General features: G+C 57.1%; 16 protein-coding genes. 8 read left to right on the top strand and 8 right to left on the bottom strand.

Going from position 1 to position 25,849, the window contains the following annotated elements; genetic code table 11:
* Positions 1–237 precede the first annotated feature (237 nt).
* Both pth and DDF70_RS17960 read left to right on the top strand, forming a co-directional pair.
* A complete protein-coding gene (pth, locus tag DDF70_RS17965; RefSeq protein ID WP_114946228.1) occupies positions 238–2,193 on the top strand; it encodes an aminoacyl-tRNA hydrolase in 1,956 nt (651 codons plus the stop codon).
* Positions 2,194–2,262: 69 nt separating this feature from the next.
* The gene (locus DDF70_RS17960) at positions 2,263–3,759 is read left to right on the top strand and encodes a hypothetical protein (RefSeq protein WP_114946227.1); all 1,497 of its coding nucleotides are present in this window, start codon (positions 2,263–2,265) and stop codon (positions 3,757–3,759) included.
* A gap of 27 nt (positions 3,760–3,786) precedes the next feature.
* Here DDF70_RS17960 and DDF70_RS17955 read toward each other — a convergent pair whose 3' ends face one another.
* The gene (locus DDF70_RS17955; RefSeq protein WP_162820475.1) at positions 3,787–5,352 is read right to left on the bottom strand and encodes a hypothetical protein; all 1,566 of its coding nucleotides are present in this window, start codon (positions 5,350–5,352) and stop codon (positions 3,787–3,789) included.
* A 482-nt stretch (positions 5,353–5,834) separates the two neighbouring features.
* On the opposite strand from DDF70_RS17955, the gene DDF70_RS17945 reads away from it, so the two are divergent.
* On the top strand, positions 5,835–6,974 hold the full coding sequence (locus DDF70_RS17945) for a glycosyltransferase family 4 protein (RefSeq protein WP_114946224.1): 1,140 nt from the start codon (positions 5,835–5,837) through the stop codon (positions 6,972–6,974).
* Between the two features lie 52 nt (positions 6,975–7,026).
* Here DDF70_RS17945 and DDF70_RS17940 read toward each other — a convergent pair whose 3' ends face one another.
* The 3 genes from DDF70_RS17940 to DDF70_RS17930 all read right to left on the bottom strand — a co-directional run bounded on the left by DDF70_RS17940 (position 7,027) and on the right by DDF70_RS17930 (position 10,276).
* The gene (locus DDF70_RS17940; RefSeq protein WP_114946223.1) at positions 7,027–8,142 is read right to left on the bottom strand and encodes a glycosyltransferase family 4 protein; all 1,116 of its coding nucleotides are present in this window, start codon (positions 8,140–8,142) and stop codon (positions 7,027–7,029) included.
* Positions 8,143–8,162: 20 nt separating this feature from the next.
* Positions 8,163–9,407 (bottom strand): hypothetical protein, encoded by a 1,245-nt coding sequence (locus DDF70_RS17935; RefSeq protein ID WP_162820474.1) that lies wholly within the window; start codon positions 9,405–9,407, stop codon positions 8,163–8,165.
* A 65-nt stretch (positions 9,408–9,472) separates the two neighbouring features.
* Complete coding sequence (locus tag DDF70_RS17930; RefSeq protein WP_114946221.1) at positions 9,473–10,276, bottom strand: exopolysaccharide biosynthesis polyprenyl glycosylphosphotransferase; 804 nt, start codon at positions 10,274–10,276, stop codon at positions 9,473–9,475.
* 851 nt (positions 10,277–11,127) lie between these two features.
* On the opposite strand from DDF70_RS17930, the gene DDF70_RS17925 reads away from it, so the two are divergent.
* Together DDF70_RS17925 and DDF70_RS17920 are read left to right on the top strand one after the other, a co-directional pair.
* Positions 11,128–13,389: a GNVR domain-containing protein gene (locus DDF70_RS17925; protein WP_114946220.1), complete on the top strand. Its 2,262-nt coding sequence runs from the start codon at positions 11,128–11,130 to the stop codon at positions 13,387–13,389.
* Positions 13,390–13,566: 177 nt separating this feature from the next.
* Entirely contained in the window at positions 13,567–14,604 is a 1,038-nt protein-coding gene (locus DDF70_RS17920; RefSeq protein ID WP_162820473.1) for a glycosyltransferase family 4 protein, read from the top strand.
* 29 nt (positions 14,605–14,633) lie between these two features.
* Here DDF70_RS17920 and DDF70_RS17915 read toward each other — a convergent pair whose 3' ends face one another.
* The 4 genes from DDF70_RS17915 to DDF70_RS17900 form a co-directional block, all read right to left on the bottom strand.
* A complete protein-coding gene (locus DDF70_RS17915) occupies positions 14,634–15,956 on the bottom strand; it encodes an O-antigen ligase family protein (RefSeq protein WP_114946218.1) in 1,323 nt (440 codons plus the stop codon).
* An 89-nt stretch (positions 15,957–16,045) separates the two neighbouring features.
* The gene (locus DDF70_RS17910) at positions 16,046–16,924 is read right to left on the bottom strand and encodes a ParB N-terminal domain-containing protein (protein WP_162820472.1); all 879 of its coding nucleotides are present in this window, start codon (positions 16,922–16,924) and stop codon (positions 16,046–16,048) included.
* 127 nt (positions 16,925–17,051) lie between these two features.
* Positions 17,052–18,401: a polysaccharide biosynthesis/export family protein gene (locus DDF70_RS17905; RefSeq protein WP_114946216.1), complete on the bottom strand. Its 1,350-nt coding sequence runs from the start codon at positions 18,399–18,401 to the stop codon at positions 17,052–17,054.
* A gap of 528 nt (positions 18,402–18,929) precedes the next feature.
* Positions 18,930–19,814 carry a glycosyltransferase family 2 protein gene (locus DDF70_RS17900; protein ID WP_114946215.1) on the bottom strand — a complete coding sequence of 295 codons (885 nt, stop codon included), beginning with the start codon at positions 19,812–19,814 and terminating at the stop codon, positions 18,930–18,932.
* Positions 19,815–20,106: 292 nt separating this feature from the next.
* Between DDF70_RS17900 and DDF70_RS17895 the strand changes: the two genes are divergently transcribed.
* From DDF70_RS17895 to DDF70_RS17885, 3 genes are all read left to right on the top strand, one after another.
* The gene (locus DDF70_RS17895) at positions 20,107–21,171 is read left to right on the top strand and encodes a patatin-like phospholipase family protein (RefSeq protein ID WP_114946214.1); all 1,065 of its coding nucleotides are present in this window, start codon (positions 20,107–20,109) and stop codon (positions 21,169–21,171) included.
* A gap of 221 nt (positions 21,172–21,392) precedes the next feature.
* Positions 21,393–22,541 carry an efflux RND transporter periplasmic adaptor subunit gene (locus tag DDF70_RS17890; protein ID WP_114946213.1) on the top strand — a complete coding sequence of 383 codons (1,149 nt, stop codon included), beginning with the start codon at positions 21,393–21,395 and terminating at the stop codon, positions 22,539–22,541.
* A gap of 23 nt (positions 22,542–22,564) precedes the next feature.
* Complete coding sequence (locus tag DDF70_RS17885) at positions 22,565–25,750, top strand: efflux RND transporter permease subunit (protein WP_114946212.1); 3,186 nt, start codon at positions 22,565–22,567, stop codon at positions 25,748–25,750.
* Positions 25,751–25,849: the final 99 nt, after the last annotated feature.

The raw sequence follows: 25,849 nt of genomic DNA, 5'->3' as shown, positions 1-25,849 counted from the left end.
GTCTCCATTCCGATGACCAGAGGCAGGGCTAGGATCATGGCGCATGGAGCTGGATCCCGGTATTGTATGTGGAGCTGCATCGACGATACGTTTACTGCCGAAGCTTCCCAGATACCGGAAGTCGCGGCGCAGAGAATCGAAGCCTGACTCTGCCTTCCTAGGCGAGGATGCAAAGACTTTACGGCAGACCGTTGAACTCTTGTCCCATTCCGCACGAAGTCGGAGGGAGAGCCCGCCATGTATGTCGTTGATCGTTTACGCCTGTCATGGAGCAGTACAGGTCAAGAGAGCGCCAAGGGGTGGCGCCCGAAGATCGTCTTGAGGAAATTGAGCCAGAGGCTCCCCTCGCCGATACGCGGCACTTTGACAGGCCTCGGCCGGGCGCTCGTGCTGTTCTACCGGGTCGGGTTGCTCGGCCGGGTCGTCTTTATCGGCGTGACCGGCAGTACAGGCAAAACGACGACGAAGGATTTAATTCACGCTATCCTCTCCACCCGGTTCACGGGGCACAAGAGCCGGGCCAATGATAACTTGGCCGTTCATGAAACAATCTATCAGGTCAGGCCAAGCCACGCTTATTGCGTTCAGGAAATAGCTGCGGCCATAGGTGGTCAAAGGGTTGCTCTCGAGCGCCCCCTGGACCTCGTCAGACCCCGCATCGGAGTTGTGACGAACATCGGGACGGACCACATCGGGGCATTCGGAAGCATCGAAGAAATTGCGGCTGAAAAGGGCAAGCTCATAGCAATGCTGCCCCAAGACGGTGTGGCGGTCCTCAATGCCGACGACCCCAATGTCCTGGCGATGCGCTCGCGGTTTCGAGGCAAGGCCGTGACCTATGGATTATCGCCTGATGCAATGGTGCGAGCGGAGAACATCGACGGTGCTTGGCCAAATCGGCTCGCCTTCGAGTGCCTTCACGACGGGGGGCGCTACCGTATCCAGACGCAACTTTGCGGTAAGCACTGGGTACCCTGCGTACTCGCAGCCCTTAGCGTGGGCCTTGAGCTGGGGGTTCCCCTTGCCGATGCCGCACGAGCTGTGAGCAGTGTCATGCCGAACAAGAGGCGAATGGAGCCGATATCCGGAGCCCGCGGTATCACTTTCATTCGCGATGACATAAAGGCGTCCCTTAACTCCATACCGCCGGCTCTTGAATTCATGAAGGACGCCAGAGCATCTCGAAAGATTATCGTGATCGGAACCATTTCCGACTATACCGGGAACTCGGAGACGACCTACAAGCGGGTCGCCAAGTCTGCCCTTGAAGCAGCCGACATGGTCATCTTCGTCGGCCCGAAAGCATCGAAGTGCTCAAAGGTCAAAAACACTCTACGAGGGAATTCGCTCTGGATCTTTGCCTCGGTCGCGCAGGCTCGGGATCATCTGGACAAGGTTCTCCAAGCGGGCGATCTGGTCCTTCTCAAGGCGTCTGAGCGAGCGGACAGATTCGACCTGATCTACTCACTTCTTGAGATGTCGGATCCGGAACCCGGCAAAGGCGCAAAGAGCCCTGAAATAGTGCCGGAAGAGACGGCGTCACCGACGCCAAGAGTTCATGCGCTGCGCCCTCATGTAACGAGTGACACAAAAGAGAATTCCGTGCCGATGGAACTCCCGAATGGTGGCCCTGGAATGATGTTCATCATCGGGCTCGGGAACCCGGAGGCTGAGCTTCGCCAAAGCCCGCACAATGTTGGGCATCAAGCTCTCGACGATCTTGCTCGCTTCTTCGGCGTGGAATGGACATCCTATCCGGATGCCCTCCTGGCGAGCACGACATGGAACGGGGCAAAGCTGTGCCTAGTCAAGCCGATGGTCCACGTCAACCAAACCGGCGCCGTTCTCCAGAGCCTGGCAGACGAGTTTCGCTTCGGTCCGGACGAATGCATCCTTGTTCACGACGATATGGATCTTCCACTCGGTGCCGTTCGCGTGCGCGCCAAGGGAAGTGACGGCGGACACAGGGGCGTTCGATCGGTGCTCCAGGCATTCGGCTCTGCTTCCATCACAAGGGTCAAAATCGGAGTAGGAAGGCCGGCAGGGCCGGACAGCGCGGCCAGATACGTACTAAGTCCCTTCTCACCTAAGGATTCAGTAGCCGTCAGCCGCGTCTGCGCAGAGGTTGCGGGTGATATAATCCCGCGAGAAGTGACGAAGTGGTTGTATAATCAACGTGCCATATCGCAGTAAACCGGCGTTCAAACGGCTATATTTTGCCAAGTGGGCGTCCGATCTCGATTGCATCTTTGGATCTAGTCGATGCGAAGCAACATCATCGTCAAATCTAGCCGGGATACGCCGCGACAAGCTTGGCTTTCAAGGCTGAAAGGCAGCACTCTCGAGCTGGTGAATGGAGCGGGTGTTCGGTGTCACTCCGACTGGTTCTTCGAGGGCGGATGGGCCGGAACCGATAGTCCACGGTCCCTGAGAGCGGACGGTATCTACCTGGGGTCTGGCGGTGTCTGGGACGGAGATAGTCTTTCACTCATTGCGCCGAGCCATACTGCGGAAGCAGTCTATGTTGCCATCACCCCAGATGCATTATTTGCCTCGAACTCACTGCCGTTTGTGTTGACCGGCGCAGGCGTGACAGAGTTTGAATCCAGCAGCATTCGAAGCAAGCTGGAGACGTTGGTTCAAGGCCTCGATCGATACCGGCGGGATATCTATGAAACGCCGCATCTCCGCCTCTACAGATACTTCAATGCCATCATTCAGTGTCGTGAGGGAAGCGAGCCCAGAGAGAGCATCCAAGACTCCGATCTGTCGGGGGTCACGTCATTCGAGACCTATCGTCGTTTCCTTCTCTCCATCATTCGACAGGCAAGCGACACATACGGAAGCAAGGGCATTTCGGTTTACCTGTCGACAGGCTATGATTCGACAGCATGCGCGGCGCTTGCAAAGCAAGTGGATAGAGACTGCCTGGCAATCACGATCAACAATGCGCGATCCGGTCATGCCGATGCCGGCATCGAGGCTGCGCGCGCACTTGGTATGCGAGCCGAGACGCTGAGCCGGCAGGACCGATCACGATCTGCCGAGAAAGGAGATGGAGGCCGGGAGTCGGTCACGGATTCCGACATAGATCGGCTGTCGGATTTCTATATTGGAATGGGCGTTCTGGACGAATGCCTCCATGCTCCAGACGAGCTACTGGCAGGGAGGACGGTTCTGACGGGCTTCCACGGGGACAAGATCTGGGATCCCTCCCTGCACCCGTCGACCACCCTCAAAAGAGGAGATAGTTCCGGCGCGAGCATCGGAGAATTCCGCTTGAGAGTGGGTTTCCTTCACATTCCGGTTCCGATGCTTGGCTTCAAGGCCCATCCCCTGCTGCAAGCAATAGGATTATCAGACGAAATGCGGCCCTGGAGGAGCGGCCGGATCCTGCAGATCCGATCACTCGCGATCAACATTCCGGTCCTTGGATTGAAAACACATCCTCTCTTGCAACGGTTCTGGGATTCAAGATGGCTCCCGAGGAAGGTGCGGCAATGGCGCTATCGCGGAACCTATGATCGCCCCATTCCCAGAAGAATTGCCGAAGAGGCTGGTGTGCCGCGCAGTGTCTTCGGTCAGAAGAAGCTGGCAGCGGCGACACTGGCACAGGGCTTGGACAGCATCGAGGCCGATCTCTTTCGCCGCTCCCTGTCAAGGTACCAGCGTTCCCTGGATCGACTGCGTGCGGCCTCGGATTCTGATAGAGCCGTGCGGGAACATGAAGCCACGCTTAAATTGAGCGACAGTCCATGACGTGGCAGCCTGTTCCAGACCGTTCCGCTATCGCAACCTGGTCATTACGTTCGTAGAACGGTCGAGCGATCTGAGAATGGGAAACCTCCGGCGAAGTCTGCGGTAGGCTCCGACGATCAGATCCTCCATACTACGATGGGATGATCGGGGGTTGATTGGAATACTCCTGAATTCAGGACACCTCCGGTCGATGAACTGATGGAACAGCGATGCCTTGGCTCTATCCTTCAGCGGCGCGGACAGGAGAAGATCCAGAACAGCGCGCGAATTGAAGATGACTTGCGTATCGAAGGCAAAGTCCGAGCCTAACAAAACCTGCGCATGCCAAGTCGACATGCGATGCTCCCAGTAGACGAGGTCCCAGGCATCATAGCCGAGTAGAGAAGGGTTGAAGGGGTCTGAGAGATCATACCCGGCTAAGCCGATGAAGGCTTTCATCTCATCCTGCATGTAACGCATGGCTTCTCGGCGAAGCGGTTCGCCTTGGCGGTCCTGATGAGTTGCAACGTCGATCCAATTATCCGGCCCGAAACGCGTTGGCATTACGGGATGCCGTCGCCAGAACGCGCGGCCGATCTCAGCAAGGTTCGACCGGACGTGAATATAATTACCACGAGCGAACGCCTTGAAGTACATTGCGCTCGCCTCATCGAAGTGCTTGTAGTCCGTCATCGCGTCAGCAGCAGCATATATCGATGGAGCCTCCGACCGATCCACGACAGCGAGGCGCCGGTGGTCTAACCCGACGGACCGGCACAGCATGTCCGCGACATCGATATCCGTCGTATCATCCGGCCCGCGATAATAGGTGAATGGAACCGTGGCGCGGATATGCGAGAACGCGGCCAACGTCGTCCTGCTGTCGATCCCGGCGGTTAAGGAGAGGGCCGGCGTCCAACGGAGCGCTATGGCATCCGCAGTTCTCGTCAGCGTATCCTCAAGAGGAGAGATGAGCTCCTCGACTGTTCTCTCGACCCTACGTCGGCGGGGCCAGAACCGTGTGAGCTTCTTGCTCTGGAGATCAAGAGAGAAGTTGGCTGGAAGGACACGAACGCCAACGACAGGCGAGACGTTGCCGGGTAATCCATATCGGAAATGCCGGAAAAGTTCCTGACGTGCCTTTCGACCAAGGGCACGGCCAATGAGTGTCGAATGGGATGCGATTACGTTTGCATCCTCCGCGAAATAGGTGGACCGCGTAGCGCATGCATCGTTGAAGACGGTCCACATTCCTCGGCTGTAGCAGATGACCGTGTAACGGCCGAGCATGTGGTCGGATGCGGCTAGCATCATCTCGATGCCATCATGTAGCGCTGCCTGCAAGAGGGATCTGGCCGCATCGGCTTCCTGATTGGCAGGAGCCCGTAAGTCGATGCAATGGCCGATAAGGACCAAGAATGACTCTTGGCTCGCAACGGTATAGCAGCGATAGTCCGGCGAGATTTGGAGCTTTCCGATAGGCACGAGAACATGGTCAAGCCCGGGAGCGTCATAACGGGTATCGAGAGTGAAAAGGAAGCTGCGAGGGTGGACGCCGTTTTCGCGGGGCCACGTCAGATCGTCCTTCGGCTGTCGGCGATTGTCGCTCTCCATGATCATCCTCCCGCGGCGCTGGAACGCGCTCAAGAGTGAGTGACACCAAAGGCGATGGAAAATCCTCTCTCTTCAGCAGGATCGCAGCGCTATGGAAGATGAAAGGAAAAGCCCGCCATGGGCAGATCCAAGCCGTCGATCATGTATAGGACTAACGCGGCATGCGAAAAAGTGGATCCGGTTTCGCTCAGGATGTTTTCTTCGATTTCTCTCATCAGGAGACGCATCTGAACTAATTTAGCAAATCGTCTCGGTTGCTTCAGGGGTTCGTCAATGAATACTAGGACGAGCTGAGCTCGAGACGGAGCCGAGCGGTGGCCTCGGAGACGAAACGGTACTAGGATGAAAACTCCGAAGAAGGCCCACGAGGCCGGCGGCCACTTGATCACGAGCAATCGGACCTGAGGGGAAAGTCTCCTATTCCGGCGCTTCAAGTAGCTTCGTGCTTTGCCTTGGGGAGGCGATCCAGGATCAGAAGCCGGATGATGCTATCCAAGACAAGCGCGGCGATTGGCCCAGTCCTCTTCCCATTTACCGGTATGGGTGTCGGCGGAAGTCATATCTCCACCTTCCATCTGGCTCGTGCTTTGGGCACACGATACAAGATCAGGTCCGTCATCGTGGCTGCTGCCCATTCGCAGGTTGCGGAAAGCGCCGCCGAGATGGGGTTGGAGGTGCTAGCGACTGCTGATGTTCCAGCCAAGCGGCGCGACTTTCTCGCCGATCTCCTAAAGCTTCCGGAGCGTGTCCGTACCCTGCGAAGCTATGGATCTGGCGCGATCATTCATTGCAGCGATCTCTGGACGCTTCAAGCTTGGGGAAGCGCAGCGAAACTGCTCCGACTTCCGGTGGTGTACCATCACCGTGCCATTCTCAACATGTCGGTGCTGGATCGAAAGCTCCTGCAAATGGCTCATTCCGTCATCAGCATTTCCGAACCGTGCCGCCGCAATCTCGGCTTTCTGCGAGAGGCTGAGATAGACAGCATCGTCAATCCATTCTCAGAGCCGGTCTTTGATCCTGACTCGGGATGGAGAGCCGAGTTCAATCAGATTTGGGGAGTGGATGAAACCGCTGTTCTGGTCGGTTTCGTCGGCAATCTGCAGAGACGCAAGAGGCCCGGCTTCTTCGTCGATGTGTGTAGTATTATTGCCCAAACGCTGCCGAACGCACGCTTTGCCTTGTTCGGTTCCGACCGTGAGGAGTCGAAAGCCGATCTTAAGAAGAAAGCCGATGAACTCGGGATCGGTGACAAGATTATCCTTCCTGGGTTTCGGTCGCCGTCCGAAAAGAACTTCGCCACACTGGATCTCCTGCTCGTCCCTGCGCTCGCTGAGCCGTTCGGCCGAACCCTCGTCGAGGCATTGCTGCTCGGGATCCCCTACGTGGCAACCGACGATGCAGGTCACAGTGAAATCGCCCGGCGGTGGGCTGGCGGGCGTCTTGTCACGAAGAATGCAACGGCCGAGGAATTCGCCAAGGTTGCTTTGGACGTTCTAGTCGATCCCAAGGGAACGGCTCTCCCGACCGAGGTCAGGCGTAAGATTGCAGACGAGCTTTCTCCGGCGCGACACGCGGAGAACGTTCTCGCAGTCTACAAGAGGATACGTGCCGACTCATGAGCCCCGTTCCTATGCGCGGCTTGCCTCAAAAGATGTTGCGGCGGAATGAAATCTATGTGGAAGACATCAGCCTCGTATAAACTTGGCTCGTCGCCTCACTGATCCTGTTCCAGTCGTAATCATTCAGAACAGCCGGCCGGTCCACTGAGAATGTATGATGCGGCGCCCGTAACTTACGCTCCAGATCTTCGACATCTCCGACTCGAAAGTAGCTTGTCGATGGGAACCCGAGATCGAGGTTCGCCTCGATATCACTGAGAAGAACCGGGCACCCGCTCATGGCTGCCTCCAGCGCGGCAATCGGCAAGCCCTCATGCCGAGAGGCCAGGACGAAGAGCGAAGCATGCCGGAGGAGAACAACGACATCTGGCTGACTCAGGTAGCCTGTGAAAACGACGTTCTCGTCGGCCTCGCGATGAAGCGTATCAACAAAGGATTGATCCATCCCTGCATCGCCAACGATGACCAACTTCATGCCGCAGTTCGAACGCCTGAAGGACCTGATCAAGCAGTCGAAGCCCTTCTCGGGAACCAATCTGCCGACAGTGATAACGTACCTACCAGGCTTCAGGTTGAACCTGTCCAACAGCGCTGAACTGGCGGCTTGCCACGCAGTGACATCAAGGACATGGTTCGCACCGTTCGGGATGAAGGTGATGTGGGATGAGCGCGATTGATGGCGCTTCTTCAGGTTCTTAGTCAGGGATGGAGAAACAACGATAACGTGATCGGCAAAATGCAAGGCGCAGAACTCACCTATTCGAAGCACTCCTTTTGCCAAAGCATGCCATCGGTCGCGGTTATAATCCGTTCCATGGTGCGTTACGACGACAGTCAAGCCAAGAGCTTTCGCGATGGGAGCCACAAGCGCCGGCCCGATCGCATGTATATGAACGATGTCTGCATGAAGCTGAAATCTGGCATAGAGCAAGGCGATAATGGAATTTGAAATCGCCTCGAGGTGCTTACTTTTCATATGCGGAAGCGCTACTACCTCCACGCCATTGAATTGAGACGACTGGTCTCCGCAATAGGAACGCCGGCCGATTATCGTAAAGCTGTCGGAAGATCGCCGGCCCTGCAGTCGGGGATAGAGCTGCTCGCAGTGAGTTTCGATCCCGCCGACGACCGACGGGATGCCTCGCAGTCCAAGGACGCAGATCTTCATGACCACCGCCTCCTCAGGCCCTATTGGATGCCTCTGCTATCGAGTGATCCACCGGTCTCAATGAGCGACATGCGGGCGTCGGGGCCTATGCTGATCTCGGAATCCCGAACGATCACTTCGCCTTTCGACTCAATTTGGAACGCGATGGTTCTTGCGTCTCCTCCTTCTATTCGGCATCCCGAAATCTCGACGCGCGCGTCCTTGGCTACCCAAAAGTGGTTCTGCTTGCCGTTTCCGCCGCGCTTATTGGGATCACGGCTTATGCAGTCGACAACCTTGACATTGCCCCATATGCGGTAGTTCCGCATGTTGTCTTCCGCCCTCGTCCGCATCAGAATCGTCTCCGAGGACTTGATGTCATAGCCGCCGTCGGTGGATCCGGCTGCGACGGTGTCCTCAAATCTGACTCCGGAAACGTGTCGCTCCGTTGCAAAGCCATCGCCGTTCCAGTAGCCATGCGTCGTGTCCTGGCTGTTCATCATCGTTACACGGCGCAGCAGGACATTCTTCACCGATCCCTGCAGGGCAACGCCGATCGCGAAGTCGTCTCCGTCCTGACGCTCGCTGTCTCCCATAACGTCTTCAATGATGATATCGCTCGAATTGCCGCTGAGTCGTATCGCACCCTTGGAATAGCCGCGCACGGTCACTCTGCGGATGGTGAGGCCTGTTACGCTCGCTATCTTATCGGCCGTTCCAGGTCCGTTCTCGAAGAAGCGCCGAACGTTACGAGCGTCAATATCCTGAAGCTCAAGCCCTTGAACATCGCTTGAGACGCGAAAGCAGCCATTGCCCTGATTCTGAAACGTGAGGCTCTCGAAGCGAAGGTAGTTGGCGCCGGATTCAAGACGGAATGCCTCTGATCCGGGATTGCTTCCCACGGTCCAGGGTTCAGAACGGTTGCCTTCTATCAATGCTCTTGCAGGCGTTCCGGAGATATTCGCGCCTGCGATCGTGACAGGCGCATTTGGAGATCCCCCCGAGCGGATCGAAATCTGCCGTTCAGTTCGATAAGGCCCGGCATCTGCGCGGAGGAGGATCGTCCCACCTGCACCGACACGCGAAATGAACAGCGAAAGCATGTCTAATGAACCGGCATTGTCCCAGCTCGTTCCGTCTCTGGTCCCCGTAGCTGAAGGACTTACATACAGGGTGCGATGTTCCGCGGTGATCGCGAAACACACTTGGATGCTCCCGAGATGCAGGAGAGCGGCGACCATGAGCTTGCGCCACATGCATTGTGCCGGTTGCAAGCGAGGGATCATGCAAGCCTCCAGGCCTTAGAGCGAAAGCCGCAAGTAAGGCTCAGACAAGTATGTCGGAACTCGGCTCAGTACGCGTTCCTAGGTCTGATGATTTCCTTGGTCGTTCGAACGAGGATCTCCAGATCCAGAAGTATGCTCCAGCGCGCTATATACTCGACGTCGAGTTCAACACGTCTCTGAATAGCTTGGATGGTCACTGTTTCTCCACGCAGGCCATGAATCTGCGCCAAGCCTGTAATGCCTGGCTTAACGCGACCGCGGATTGCGTAGCTGCTTATGAGCTTCGCGAATGCATGGTCATGCGCCAAAGCGTGCGGCCGCGGACCTACGAGCGACATCTCACCTTTCAAGACGTTGAGCAGTTGTGGAAGCTCGTCGAAGCTTGAGCGCCTTAGCCACCGTCCGATGCGGGTGACTCTTGGGTCGCAGCGTTTCGCCTGAACGATTAACTCGCCATCCTCAAGCACCGTCATCGTCCGGAATTTATAAATACTGAAGCATTGTCCGTTAAGTCCCACACGGGTCTGGCGGAAGATGACAGGACCTGCAGAGTCGATCTTGATCGCAGCTGCAATGATCGCAAGAACGGGAAAGATCGTCGCTAAGATGATACAAGAAGCGACGATATCCAGTACGCGCTTCTGCGCGCGTCCCACTCGACTGAGGGCTGCGTAGTTAGCATCGAAAGCGTAGATCGATATCAGTGAGGATGGATGTGGTACCGTCACGTCTAGCGTCTCCTCAGGATGTACAGTGGCTTGAAACGTGACTTTACTCTGCCCATGGCAGCACGAACGAAGTCGACCTGCGTGCAGCGCAAACAGATGAAGATCGATACCCTCATCTTTTTGCGTCTGCCGCCCCGCCATCGTATCCCCGGAACCGGTGGGAGGAATGTCGAGGCCGGATCCATATTCGATAACCTTGATAACCCGTGGGTCAGATAGCGCTCTCCACTGCGCTGTGAAGAGCAGTAAATAAAAGCAAAACGCCGATAATTACTTAATATGCAAGATAAAATCTTTGCAGTTCCTGTGTCAGATAAGTATTAAATTCGCGAAGGGGAATTAGGTTCTGCCTAACCATAATCAAGGACGGTCCGCGCGAAAGGATCTCAGGAATGCGCGATCGGCTTGGTCGAACCGAGAGGTACTAAATTAGCTTGGGGTGCCGTGCCTGCTTGAGAATGCGGAAGATGGAGAATTTCGTTAATCAGAGCACGGCCTAGAGGTTCAGTAGTTCGAGTGATATGGCTAGGAGACGCTTGGTGCGATCATAGGGGCCTTGGTGAACTTCTCGTGTGCTAAACTAGCGTGAGACAAAATGAGCTGTCTCATCGTCATGTGCAGGACAGAAGACGTGTACGGACGAACGTGAAGTTCGTTAGATATGAAATTGATCGGTTAGACCGAAGAACACTGAGAAGCCATCAAGCATGAAAGGAAGAGCTGCGGCAAAGCTTCTGATCCAGATCGACTTGTTCGAAAGCATGCAAACTTGGCATTCTGCATCGGAAAGCTGGGATGAGCGTTTCGGGATTTGAGACAATGACTGTAGGCTTGCCCAAAGCGCTGAGCGTCACCGTAACTACTTGTTTGTAGGCTGACCGAGGACCTCGCTCGTTTGAGCCGGCACTGATCCAAGCACGAGAGTATTCGACATAGGAAGGTTGAACCTACCTAAACTTATCAAGTTTAGGATCGGTGTCGGGAGAGACGTCATGCTTCAGCTTTCAAGACGAATGGCCCAGCAAGTCGCCGAACCTTTCCCGATGGAAGAGCACGGCGATGATTACATCAACCTGAAATCGATATTTGCAGCCATCCGTCGTCAATCCCGCATCATTATCGGGGGGACTCTGGTCGGGATAGTTCTTGGAGTGATCTATGTCGCAACATCGGTTCCGCTCTACACTGCCACGACAAGCATCGTGATTGACCGACGCCAGGTTCGGGCAGTCCAAGATGTTTCTGCTGTCACAGACCTTGGAATTGACGCTCCTATCGTCGCCGACAGTCAAGTCGAGGTCATGAAGTCCGAGACAATTGCTCTCGCAGTCGTCAACAAATTGGACCTTGTGAACAATGCAACCTTTCAAGCCCCGCAGGGATGGTTGCTAACTTGGGTGGTTCAATGGCTCGGGGACACGACGCGTGACATTATCGCCTGGGTGACAGGTCCGACCGAGAACATTCAAACGGATCCGGCTCAGGCTGAAGCGGCTCAGCGTTGGGGGGCCGTCTACCGCCTTCTTTCCAAGATCACTGTCGCTCGGGTCGGGAAGACCTATGTCATTACCGTAAGCTACACCGGATCAGACGCAAAACAGGCCGTGCAGATCGCCGACGCCTATGTGGATGCTTATCTGACGGAACAATTGGATGCAAAGTATGAAGCGACCCGGCGGGCAAACACATGGCTCGAGGCGCGCCTTGCCGAGCTGCGGCAGCAATCCGTGGATTCCGATCTCGCCGTTCAGAAGTTCCGTGCTGCGAACAACCTTATAGCCGTGGGTGGACAACTCGTATCGGAGTTGCAGCTTTCAGAACTGAACGCACAGCTAAGCGTAGCCCGTGGAGATGTTGCGCGGACTTCCGCACGCCTTGATCGCATCCGTACGGTTCTGAGTTCGGGCCAAACCGAGATGCAGGTTGGCGAGGCCATAACTAATCCTACCGTCAGTGAACTTCAGGTGAGACTCATGGATGCGAGCAGGCGCGAAGCTGAGATCGTCTCGCGCTTTGGTCCTGAGCACGAGAGGGCTGTCCAGTACAAGTTAGAGAAGAGTGATATCCAACGGCAGATCCTTTCCGAACTCAGCCGCATCGCAGAAAGCTATGAGAGTGACTACCAAATAGCAAAATCTCGTCTCGAGACATTGGACAAGAGTGTGAGCAAGCTGATTGACAATGCCGCGGATGCAAACAATCGACTTGTACAACTGAGAGAGCTCGAGCGGGCCGCAGACACCTATCGGAGCCTTTATCAATCTTTCATGGAGCGTTATCAGCAGACGGTTCAGCAGCAATCCTTCCCGATAGGAGATGCCCGCATCGTGACCCCTGCTGTTCCACCCATGAGCCCGAGCCACCCGAAGACGATCCCAATCCTTATCCTCTCGGCCTTCCTGGGCGCTATCGCTGGCGGTGCATGTGGAGCGATCCGTGAGCGGCGAGATGATACCATTAGAACTGCAGTCCAAGTTCGGGAGAAACTCGGTCTAAGCTGCGTAGGGCTGCTGCCGAAAATATTTCCTGCCCGGTTGAGTTCGACGTGGGGGTCCTGGATGACGCCGAACACCTCGGCGGAACCTAAGCGAAACCGCTTGCCTGATCTTCTCCGCTTTGCCATCGACGTTCCTCAATCGGAATTTGCAGAGGCGATGAGATCCATTGCAGCAACCGTTATCCATCGGCACTCAGGCAATAGCGCAAAAGTTCTCACAGTATTGTCTGTAGAGCCACAAGCTGGGAGAACACTCCTCGCGACGAATCTGGCGGCGGTGCTGGCAAATGCTGGGAAGACCTGCCTGCTGATCGATGGCGATATCGGAAATCCGACCTTGAGCAAGACGCTTGTTCCCGATGCGGAGACCGGCTTGCTTGAAGTTCTCGCTGAGGGAAAGGCTTGGCGCTCGGCTTTGCACGTGGTTCCGGGGTCCACATTTCTCCTCCTTCCGACGGTGAGCCGTCCCGACCTCATCCATTCCAATCAACTGATCGCGCGGGAGCGCTTCGAGGAGATTCTTTGCGAAGCCAGAGACGCATTCGATTATGTCATCGTCGATACTCCGCCGCTCAGCGTGAGCAGTGATGCAAGGGTCTTGGCATCAATGGTGGAGAGTGCACTTCTCGTTGTTGACTGGGGACGAACCCGCGCTGACTTCATTAGAGAGACCTTGCTCGGCATCGACATGGGTGAGTTGCCATGGATCGGTGTGGTTCTGAACCGCGTGGATCTGAAGTCTCTACGTTGGTACTAGCGATTTGTTGCTGGGCACATGCACATGAGTGAATCAATGACGCCGCTCTGTGCTTCATCGGAGGACATCCGGTCAACGACGGCAGGATCCGTAATCTTCCCCTTCATAGGAAGTGAAATCGGAGGCAGTCATGTCTCGGCCTTAACCCTGGGCCAAGTTCTTCAGGACGAGCATGACATGCGCTGTATCGTCCTCTGCCCTGGTGGGACCAGGCTCGCCGAGCAAGCACGCCACCAAGGGCTCGCGGTCATCGATTGCGGCGAGCCGCCCGTATCGCGCCATCATCCGGCAGTCGATGCCTTGCGCTTTGCGAACCGATGGAAGCTCATCAAGGGCATCCCCGCAGACAGCATCTTTCATTTCAATGACCTGTCGGCCGTTCAGTCCTGGGGGCCGGTGGCTCGGCTCTCGGGCAGACACATCGTCTATCACCACCGGTCTCTTAATCACATGACGTTGCCTAAACGTATGCTCGTAAACCTTGCAGATCAGATTATCTGCATTTCCGAGGCATGCGAGAGCAATGTTGAGTTCATCTCTCCGGATAAAAGAACCTTTGTGCTCAATCCGATCATGGTATCGGCCGATGAGCGGATCCGGATGGAAGGAAGGCGTTTCGCTCGCGAACTCGGATGTCCGGAAAAGGCATTCCTGATTGGATTCGTAGGCAATTTCTGGAACTGGAAACGGCCGCGATTCTTCCTCGACGTCTGTGCTAGGATCGCTCGTGAGCGGCGCGACTGCCACTTCGTCACATTCGGACGCAAGGGTGACGAAGCGGAGGATGATCTGAGAACGTTTGCCCGAGATCTCGGAATAGCTCATAGGGTCACCTTCGCAGGGTTCCATATGCCCGGCGAACGAAACATAGCTGCGCTTGATCTCCTTCTCGCGACCTCGATGAGAGAGCCCTTCGGACGGACTTTGGTCGAAGCGATCATTACTGGAACGCCGTACCTCGCGACGGACAGTGCGGGCTATCGGGAAACCTGGAATCGCTGGCGTGGGGGGGGGCTTGTTCCATTGGACGCCACTGCGGACGATTACGCCTTGCATGTGCTAAAGGTCATGCAGAATCCGAATGAGCTCGTCCTTCATGGGCAGGACCGGCGGCGGGTCATTGATGATGTTTCTGCGAGCACTCATGCTCAAAAGGTCGTCGAGATCTACAACCGGATCAAAAGTCCTCCGGTGCGCCTGGGGCGTAAGCACTGACCGAGGAGCCTATTCATCCATCATGATGATCACGTTGTCTTGAGCTGCTCCGAAACCTGCGAGTGTCGTCGAGCGGCCTGCCTGTACATGGTGTAGGCGAGCGTGAGCGCCAGGAGAACATTGCCTTCGATCATCCATAACGGCATCGTGGCGAGATTGAGCAAAAGAAACCCTGTATGGGCGCTCACGATCAGGGTGCGATGGTTCCGCGTGGTCCGGAAGGCGAGGCGGAAAAGCAGTGCGAACAGGAGGACGATGCTCACAAGGCCGATTGATCCAGTCTCGTAAAGAGCGGACACGAATGTATTATGCGCATACAATGTGAATGTGTCCTCCCAGGATTCGGGGCCGTAACCTAGCATATAGTTGGTGAGAGAGCCGTTCAGGTATGCGCTGATATATCGACTCCAGATGATCGCGCGAGCGGATAAAAGCTCGCCCTCTGCCCTTGTGTATTGTTCGGGAGGCTTGATGAGTTCGGGGCTTCTCGCAAGTGCTGTGAACAGGTCATCGAAACGGCCCTGCATGGCGACCCCTGCGGCATACAGGAGGGTAGCTCCAGCCAGACATAGAACGATGATCAGGAAGGGGCGATCGGAGGGTGAAAAGCGCCTGAGTGTGCCGAAGAAGATCGTTGTTGCAATAATTGGTAGGGACGCCAGAAGAGACGTTCTGTAATTGGCGAGAAGGAGGGCCGCCATCACGATCGGCATGCACGCAAAGGCGAGCTTAGGACGTTCAGCCTCCAGGAAGCAGACACAGTAGAGAAAGGTGAGAATGATGATGGAGAATGCAGCTTCATGGTTGTAGCCGCCTATGAAGCATATGGAACCATCCGACTCGCTGAGTTTCCCCAATCCCATGGCTACCGACAGAAACTGCAAGGCAAGGGGTGGCAGAAAGACCGTCAGTAGGGCAGTGAAGATCGCGGTCGATCCATGCCGGCGAAAAAGTTCATAGGTAATCGCAGCCAATGCGGTCAGATAGGCCCACTTGGCAAGACTCCCGACGGCTCCTGGATAGCGATTGACGGCTGCACTAGCGACCAGAACGAGGATCACCAGATAGATCCCTGCCAAGGCCTTCAAGAAAAGGAAGCGCTTATCGAGCATCAGGACGCCGACGCCAGCAACTGCAACTGACGCCAGTGCATTAAGCGACAGTCCGGCGAGAGACGGAGAGTAGGTGTACTGATGGAGCGCCGACATGAGATAGCGCAGCCAAACCGCGCCAAGGAGAAACCATGCCAGCTTGTCCCTCAGGCGCAGTGCCGCCAGAATCGTGGTGGGGGCTAATGCGAGAAACACGCCAAGCACGATCGGCGTCGGAAAGGTCGGTATGCTTGTCTCCATACCGTCGGCCTCATTATCCTGGGACGGATCCGCACATCAATGGGCCCGGAGTCTCGCCCGATGAACGTCCTTGACCGTCGACTACCACTTCAACTAGTGGCACTTTGGAGTTCCTGTACACCCTGAGACCACGTCTGAAGCGGTATTTGTGGCCTCGGCATCAAGCTGAAAAGCTCTGCTCGAATTCGTTCTATCATGAACTCAACCTGACTCGTGCGGGTCGGACCCGTGTGCAGGGCCGCCTCGCTCTGAAGCGTGGCCAAGTCGATTGAGTCGAACGCTTCCAGCAGTGTCAGGCCGCTGTCTCTCCAAAGGGGGTTGCTGTGAAGGACTTCGCAGATGGCCCGGATGACTCGGGCTGTGAGCGCCCCCGGGACATTGTTGTTGGTCTGGGTGACGCACTGGAGCGCCGTAATCAGTGTTGCCTGACCGTAGCGATTGAGACAACGCGCAATCGCGCCGACTGCCATCGTCTGACCGGGACGTTGGCGCTCGACGGGGAGGGGATATCGCAGCAATTCCACATCTGCCCTGAGGCACACATCGGCAACTTCAATAGCCCACGGCTCTCGTGCAACGACAGCGGCCGAATACAGCGCCATTGGCGAGATAGGGACAGTCACGCCGTTGATGGCCTTGAAGGCGATCGCCTGGTCCTCTTGCGCCGCGATGACAACTTGGCAGGGAACACTATCAAATCCGGCCAGTGCCGCGGCAGTAGTTCTGTGCTGGCCATCAATGATGGCAAACTTTCCTCCCTCGATGGGAGAGACGACCACTGGCGAGAAGCAGGACCATGAGAAGGACTGGGCAATCCGGATAACATTCCGGCGACCTTGGCCGACAATAGGACGCTGGTAAGTGGGGTCGACCAGGAGATCTTCAATCTTCAGCCATTGAAGCATCGGTACGGCGCCGGCGTCGATACTTGTCGGCTTTTCAAGCCCTTCCGTTGAAATCGGTCTCATCAGAATCTCCATCAGCAATGTGAAGGCATATGGTCGCCGGGTGCAGTGGTTGCCTTCTTGTAGGTGCGGAGCCATGCTCTAGCCGAAACAGATCTCTTGCTTGGACCATGGAGGATGACATCGTTCATTAATTGGATTTGGAGCGGGACTGCATGTTGGAATCCATGCTCACGGCGTTTCGATCAGGCCACTCGGCTCTGGTGTCCGCGGTGGTGCTCTGTTCAACCTGGATGACGTCACCCGGCTCAACAGCCGTGTCCGCGTCGGCTGAAATCCTGATCGAGTTCGTGTCGCTCTGCCGCACGATCCAGAAGGTAATCTGCCGTGTGGCTTCCATTCTCTCCATGAGGAGTCGAGGCGCTGTCGTTGTGGCTTCATTGATGAGGCTCTGAGACGTCGCGAGGCGCGACCTGAGCTGATCGATAGCGGCTTCCGTCTCCTGCCTCTCAGCTTCGATCTTCGCCTTCCGGTCGGCCTGCAAGTCGGTGGCATCCCGATCCGCTTTGCTGATTTCCTGGCGCGCTCGCAGTATCGCGGTCGTATAGTCGAGCATCTTGCTCTCGAGGTCTGCCAGGGTGCGCTCAAGCGCAAATTCACGCGAGCTGACTGCAAGGCCTTTCTCAACCAAGTTCCCGACGGTCTGCAACTCACGACGTGCAATGGCGATCTGCCGCTCCTGTGCTGTGACTTTCTGCTCCAGGCTTACGATTTCCTTCGAGAAAAGATCCTTGATCTCGGCATTGGCGGCCAGTTGAGAGCGCAGAGCGTCACTGCGTGCGTTCATGACCGCAATTTCATCTGCGATGAGACGGGGGGCATCGGGATCGTCGCGTAGGTCATCTGGGGTCGGGATCTGCGGCCCCGAGGCCAGCTCAGTGGTCAAACGTTCGCGCCGCACCAGCAGGCGGCGGATCTCGAGACGTGCGCTTTCATAGGCGCCAATGGCGGAAACCCTGTCGCGCTCGAGGCGGATCAGGCCGGATTCCGTTTGCCTATAGAGGCCTCCCGACAAGCCGATCGCCTGCAGGACGGTTAGCGCTGGCCGATAGGCATATTCACCGGGCTGCTGGACGCTTCCGACAACATAGATTGGACGATATTGGATGATCTCGACAGCGGCTTCAGGGCGGTTGGGGATCCCGGCCCGTGTCTGGAGAGTTTCGGCAACGAGCCTTGCAAGTTCATCAACCGTCAGTCCTTTGACAGGCAGGTTGCCGAGAAGCGGTAGCGCGATGCTACCTGAGGCATTCACGGTGTACTCACCCATGAGGATTGCCCAGTCGAAATACTCGCTCTTGCCAGCCCGCCATTCAGCGACCTTGATCCTGATCTTGTCCTGCGGACCCAGGCGATACTCTGCAGCAGCGGCCCCACCGGGAAGAAGGGCAAGGAATATGATCCAGACAGCAAAACAGCCCAGGACGCTTTGGACTGCACTCCGAAAGCTTCGGGTAAGCGGATAATCCTGAGAGCTCATGCAGCCTCTCCGCTTGACAATATTCTCTTGTCTCAGGCCAGGCAGCAGCTCACCTTGCTCACTATGAGACTAAAATCAGCCACCAGAAATTTATAAGTTTATTGGAGACGCGAGCGACCATATTCAACAGACCGCAGGCTCAGCTCTTCCACGCATGTACATTCAGGAAACTCAGTACTCTGTGTACGTCGGCGGAGCGTAAGTTCCGCAGACATATTCGTTTGAACCGTCGGAATGTCAATAAATAAATCAAACCTCCTTCAGCGCAGTCCCGCCGAAATGTCCAATAGAAAAATGAAGCTTGGCGATAAGGCATAAGTTCGACAGAGGAATTCACTTTCGTGGTGCTCCGATGCTCCATTCCCTTGCGGTGAATCGCTTTGTGATAGGATCCGACATCCGAAGAATAGTGCATCCGATCTCGTTCTTCGGAGCAGGCGGCATCACAACAGGTCTCGGTTGAAAGAAGGTGCCATTGCGCCAGCTATCCATTGCAATGTCCAAAGCACGCCGGAGCTTCTCGGCCTGTTACCGCATTTGATCTTCGGGGCGCGGCATTCCACGGAAAACAGGAGATCCATAGCGTTTGGCAACGGCATCGATCTGTGAATCGTTCAAGTTGGATTGGAGATTTTCACGAAAAAGCGCGACCTTTTGCGTTCCTGGCCAATCCCAAGCAATTTCCGAGCGACCGATCTTGCGATAGACGCTTCCCGCGTTGCGGCCCATCCAGTACAGCCAAACGTCGTCGGCTTTCGGGCAAAGTTCGAGGAAAGCATCATGGTTCAGGACTTCGCGTGCGAGAGCTGACGGAGGATAGAGGATACCGCCACGCCCGACAGGGAAAACGGCAGAGGATTCTTCCGGCTCGGTGATATAAGGCCATGTTCCGTATGGTTGCAGGTGACCATACGGATCTATGTTTATCTTCCTTGCCTGGTGGCAGACGATGAGGTTCCTTCGCCCCGCCGATGCAGATGCCAGATCTGCGAGCCAATTTTGTTTATAGTATACGTCGTCATCAGCCGTTACGATGAATGCCTCCGGAAACGCTTTCAGCGACGGAATGATCTTCTTGAATGATCGAAAGTCATCCGTTACGCGAATATCCAGGCCATATCTCTTGAGCCTCGTCACGGCTTTTGGAAGCTTTGCTTCGTCTTCGTAAGACACCCAAAGAACAATGCGATCCGGCTTGATGGTCTGACAGAGAAGCGCACGTAAGGTCAGCGGGAGAGTTTCGAAACGTGCCTCATAAGAGGTCAGGGATACGACGAGTTCCCCTGGTAGGTTGTGGGGGCGACGTGATCGATGGATCCGCCAGCGCATGGCTGTGCGGGCAGCAGCCGACTGGATGATAAGTTTCAGTTGAAGTAATCTCCATTGAGCCGACTTGGGCAGACGCACGATCATGTTTGAGCTCCGGCATGATCAGGGCCGAGATTATGCCTTTTTCCATACATTCCGCTCGACCGCCGCGGGTCCTGGACACCGTGCTGAACCGAAGGGTCGCGCCGGCGGAAAATGAACCCACTTGCAGGTCCGAGGCTCTAGTGTGTCTCATCGGTCCACGGAAGCCAAGCTTGGCCGGGGCCCATGTTCCTTTGACGTGGTCGATCGCTTGTCCCGGGCAATGGGTGAGGCTCCGACTTGCGCTTGGGCGCCGTCCTGGTGGTAATCTGTCGACCGAGACTTGGAGATCGCAATGACGGGTCGAGCCGAGAAACGCAGAAGCCCTGTACGGGGCCTGGTGTGTCCCAATGCCGAGAAGACCGTATCCCTGGCGTTGCAGGGTGGTGGCGCGCATGGCGCCTTCACCTGGGGTGTGCTCGATTATCTTCTTGAGGACGGGAGGCTGACGATTGAGGCGATCACCGGCGCGAGCGCTGGATCGATGAACGCGGTCGTTGTCTTCGAAGGATGGCTCGAGGGAGGCCGTGACGGAGCGCGCGAGCAGCTGCGAAAGTTCTGGAAACGTGTGAGCCTCGACGGCGTGCTCTCGCCGATTCAGCGATCGCTCTTCGACCGTCTCTTGAGCTATTGGAGCATGAACGGATCTTCGAATCTCTGGTTCGATGCTTGGTCCCGGGTCGCAAGTCCGTATGATCTCAATCCGCTCGACATCAACCCTCTACGCGACGCTCTCAACAGCCTGATCAATTTCGAGCGGGTGAGGGCGTGTCGAGATGCGAAACTGTTCATTGCGGCGACCAACGTCTGGTCCGGGAAGATCAGGGTCTTCAAGGGCCCCGAGCTGACCGTGGATCACGTTCTGGCCTCTGCATGCCTGCCCATGCTCTTCAAGGCCGTCGAGATCGAAGGCGAGCCCTATTGGGATGGTGGTTACACAGGCAATCCGGCGCTCTTTCCGCTCTTCTACGAAACCGAATCGGACGATATCCTGCTGGTGCAGATCAATCCGATCGAGCGCCGCTCGACACCTCGGAGCGTGCAGGAGATCCAGAACAGGCTGACGGAGATCACATTCAATGCCAATCTGCTTGAGCAGTTCAGAGCGGTCGCATTCGTGACGCGGCTGATCGACGAGGGAAAGCTCTCGACCGCGGACTACAAGCGGGTCCTCATGCATCGAATCCATGGCGGTGATAAACTCGATGAGTTCACAGCGGCGTCGCGCCTTAGCGCTCAATGGAGCTTCTTCAAGGAGCTGAAAGATCTCGGCAGGAAGGCGGCTCGCGCATGGCTTGCGAAAAACTACCGGTATATTGGACAGCAAAGCACCCTTGATCTCCGCAATGCCTATACCTGAGAAACTCGCTCCCAAGCTCAAGACCGTTTCCTATTGCAATTTGCGGCGAGCGATCCCGGTCAAAGTGTATTAATGTTGCGTACCTTGTCAGGGTTTCAACAATGCGTAATATTGCCCTGCAATAAGAACAAAAGCACTTTTGCGTGCCTCCGCGCAGAGGGCCATAATCTAGAATTTGGAGGCGCAGTGCTGCGTCCGTCATGTCGATCAGGAGGTTACGCATGCGCTTTCCTCGGTCCGTGCTTGTTTCCAGCGTTCTGTTCTCTTGGTTTGCGACGAATCCCGTATTGGCGCAGGGCAGCCCCGCGCCGCCTCCACCAGTGACTGTGGCAAAACCCATCATGAAGGACATCGTCGAGCAGGACGATTTCATCGGACGGTTCGAGGCCATCGATCAGGTGGATATCCGGGCGCGGGTATCCGGGTATCTCGACAAGGTTCATTTTCAGGACGGCACTTTCGTCAAGGCGGGAGACCTTCTTTTCACCATCGATCCGCGGCCCTACCGCAATTCGCTTGAGCAGGCGCAATCGGCCGTCACATCCTCGCAGGTCCGTTTGGAATTCGCGCAAAGCGATCTCGATCGCGCCGAGCAGTTGCGTCGGAGCGGGAACATCACCGATCAACTCTACGATCAGCGCCGGCAATCGTTCCTGACGGCCAAGGCCGAATTGGATCGTGCCCAGGCGGCTCTCCGGCAGGCCCAGCTCGATGTCGAATTCACGGAGATCAAATCTCCATTATCGGGGCGCATTTCGCGCAAGCTCGTCTCGGAGGGCAATCTGGTCAACGCCAATGAGACGATCCTGACGAACGTCCTCTCGCTCGATCCGATCCAGTTCTATTTCGATGTCGATGAGCGCTCGTTCCTGGCTTTCTCCAGGCAGTCCCGTGGAGGTACCAATACCTCGGCCAACGGAGAGACCAATGAGGTCGTTCTCAGGTTGACGGATGAGCGCCTGGAGCCGCGCAAGGGACATCTCGATTTCGTCGACAACCGGCTGGATTCGGCAAGCGGCACGATCCGCGTGCGTGCCGTGTTCGAGAACAAGGATCGCTTCCTGACACCCGGTCTGTTCGGCCGTGTGACTGTCGGCGCCTCCGATCCTTACAAGGGTATCCTCGTGCCTGACGAAGCGATCGGAAGCGACCAGGACAGGCGGGTGGTCTATGTGGTCGGCGAGAATAACACCGTGAATCTCAAGCCCGTTCGCATCGGCCCGCGGATCGACGGCTACAGGGTGATTCGTGACGGTTTGACCGGAAACGAGACAGTGGTCGTCAACGGCCTCGTTCGCGTCAGGCCCGGGGCGCCGATTACGCCCCAGATGATAACGCTCCCCCCGGTGCGGGAACGAAACGGCAGCTGATCCCACGCCAGGAGTGCGATTGCATGCGCTTCGCCCATTTCTTCGTCGACCGTCCCATCTTCGCGACGGTCCTGTCGGCGCTTTTCCTGATCATCGGGGGAATCGCTTACTCGACCCTGCCGGTCGCGCAATACCCGGATATCGCGCCGCCCACCGTGGTGGTCAGAGCGAATTACCCGGGAGCAGATGCGCAGACGGTTGCGGCCACGGTCGCCACGCCGCTGGAGCAGCAGGTCAACGGCGTCGAGGACATGCTCTATATGTCCTCTTATTCCACCGGCGACGGCGCCATGGCGCTGACGATCACGTTCAAGCTCGGCACCGATCTCGACAAGGCCCAGGTGCTCGTCCAGAACCGGGTGGCGATCGCGACGCCGCGCTTGCCCGAGGAGGTGCGCCGTCTCGGCGTGACGACGCTCAAGAGTTCGCCCGACCTGATGATGGTCGTCCATATGCTCTCGCCGGACGGATCCTACGACCAGCTCTATGTCTCGAACTATGCCCGCAACTATGTGCGCGACATCCTGCTCCGTCTCGACGGGGTGGGCGACCTCATCATCTTCGGCGAGCGGCAATATTCCCTTCGCGTCTGGCTGGATCCCGAGAAGCTTGCCTCGTACGGGATGACGTCGAGCGAGGTGGTGAGGGCGATCCAGGAGCAGAACGTCCAGGTCTCCGGCGGCGCCTTGGGCCAGGAGCCGACGCCGACGGATGCGGCGTTCCAGCTGACGGTGACGACGCAGGGGCGGTTCGAGGATCCACGCCAGTTCCGCCAGATCATCGTCCAGGCGACACCGCAGGGACGCCTCGTTCGGCTGCAGGACGTCGCACGCATCGAACTCGGTGCCCAGGATTACGTCACCAATTCCTATCTGAACGGCAAGCCCGCGGTCGCTCTGGCCATCTTCCAGCGGCCAGGGACCAATGCGCTCGCAGCATCCGAGCAGATCACGCGGACCATGGAGGAGCTCAAAGGCAACTTCCCGCCGGGCATCGCGTACCAGATCGTCTACAATCCCACGGAGTTCATCTCCGAGAGCGTGAACGAGGTCTACAAGACGTTGTTCGAGGCCACGGCGCTCGTCGTGATCGTGGTCTTCATTTTCCTGCAGAGCTGGCGGACGGCGATCATCCCCATCGTGGCGATCCCGGTCTCCCTGATCGGCACTTTCGCTTTCATGGCGGCTCTCGGCTTCTCGATCAATACGCTGACCCTGTTCGGCATGGTGCTGGCGATCGGCATCGTGGTCGATGATGCCATCGTCGTGGTGGAGAACGTGGAACGCAACATCGCTCTCGGCATGACGCCGCGAGACGCCGCCCATACGACCATGGACGAGGTCGGAACCGCGGTCGTGGCCATCGCGCTGGTTCTCGTCGCGGTGTTCGTGCCCACCGCCTTCATTCCTGGCATCTCCGGTCAGTTCTACCGACAATTCGCCCTGACGATCGCCGTGTCTACTGTCATATCGGCGTTCAACTCACTGACGCTTTCTCCGGCCCTGGCAGCTTTCCTATTGAAGCCGCACAGTCATGGGCATTCCAGGAACCCGGTTGCCCGGGTCGGGCGTACATTGGCCAATGGCTTCAACCGTGGCTTTGATGTCACGTCCAACGGATATGCCAGAGCGGTTGGGACGCTGGCGCGGCACAAGCTCATCGTGCTGCCGGTCTATGTCGGCCTTCTGGCCGGCACCGTTTGGATCGCCAACCATGTCCCGCGCGGCTTCATCCCGACCCTCGACCAAGGCTACGCCATCGTCGTGATCCAGTTGCCGGACGGCTCTTCCCTGGCGCGCACGGATGCGGTGGTGCAGCGGGCATCCAAGATCATCCAGGAGACGCCCGGCGTTAAGAACGCGGTGGCCTTCGCGGGCTTTTCGGGAGCCACCTTCACCAATGCGACCAATGCTGCGGCGATCTTTGCCGGCTTCGAGCCGTTCGACGAACGGATCAAGGCGGGTGATTCCGGGGCCAAGATCATCGGCGATCTCTTCGCCCGCATGCAGCAGATCGAGGAGGCATTCATCATCGCCATCCCGCCGCCGCCCGTCCGCGGACTCGGAAACTCGGGCGGTTTCAAGATTCAGATCCAGAACCGGACCGGCGACGATGTGCGCGGTATATTGGCGGTCGCCTACCAGCTGATGGGACAGGCGCGGCAGAACCCGAACCTCGCTGGCGTCTTCACCACCTTCTCGGCGAATTCGCCACAGGTCTATCTGGAAATCGACCGTCAGAAGGCGAGCATCCTGAACGTGCCGATCCCGAACATCTTCGAGACGCTCCGCATCAATCTCGGCACGGCGTATGTGAACGACTTCAACGCGTTCGGCCGCGTCTACCAGGTTCGCGCGCAGGCCGATCAGCGCTTCAGGATCGACCAGGAGGATATCAACCGGCTTCGGGTCCGGTCATCAACGGGCGCTCTCGTGCCCCTGGGCACCCTCGTGGAGATGCGGGAGATTTCGGGAGCCGACCTGATTCAGCGCTACAACATGTTCACCTCGGTGGCTCTGCAGGGGAATGCTGGGCCCGGCGTGTCCTCCGGCACTGCGCTCGATGCCATGGAGGCGCTGGTCCGGCAGAACCTTTCCCCTGGAATGGGCTTCGAATGGACGGAGCTGGCGTTTCAGGAGCGACAGACCGGAAACACGGCCGTGTTCATCTTCGCCCTGTCCGTGCTCTTCGTGTTCCTCGTGCTTGCGGCCCAGTACGAAAGCTGGTCGCTTCCCATCGCCATCATCCTGATCGTGCCGATGAGCGTTCTCTCGGCGCTGATCGGCGTCATGATCAGAGGCCTGGACAACAACATCCTGACACAGATCGGCCTCGTGGTCCTCGTCGGCTTGGCGGCGAAGAATGCGATCCTCATCGTCGAGTTTGCAAGGCAGGCGGAGTTCGACGGCAAAACGCCGGTGGAAGCCGTCGTCGAGGCGTGCCGGCTGCGCCTGCGGCCCATCCTGATGACGGCTTTCGCCTTCATCCTCGGCGTGCTCCCGCTCGCAATCGCGACCGGACCCGGAGCCGAGATGCGCCGATCCCTCGGTACGGCCGTGTTCTCGGGAATGCTCGGCGTGACGGTCTTCGGCCTCTTCCTCACGCCGGTCTTCTACGTGGCGGTCCGGCTCGTCGTGCTGCGCCTCTTCAAGCGCGCCAGCCCGAAGCGGGCCGGCTCCATGGAAACTCGAGCGTCCCCGGCCGAGTAGGCGAGGGCCGTGCGGCCCGCGTGATCGCTGTTCGACTTTACCCGGCGCCCCATATGCTGGCATGAAAGGTCGGACGCATTGATATCGTGAAGAGATTTC

Source organism: Microvirga calopogonii, from assembly GCF_003347665.1.
Lineage (GTDB): Bacteria > Pseudomonadota > Alphaproteobacteria > Rhizobiales > Beijerinckiaceae > Microvirga > Microvirga calopogonii.
Note: the sequence above shows the minus strand (reverse complement) of the source record. Positions and strands in the feature narration are given on the sequence as shown.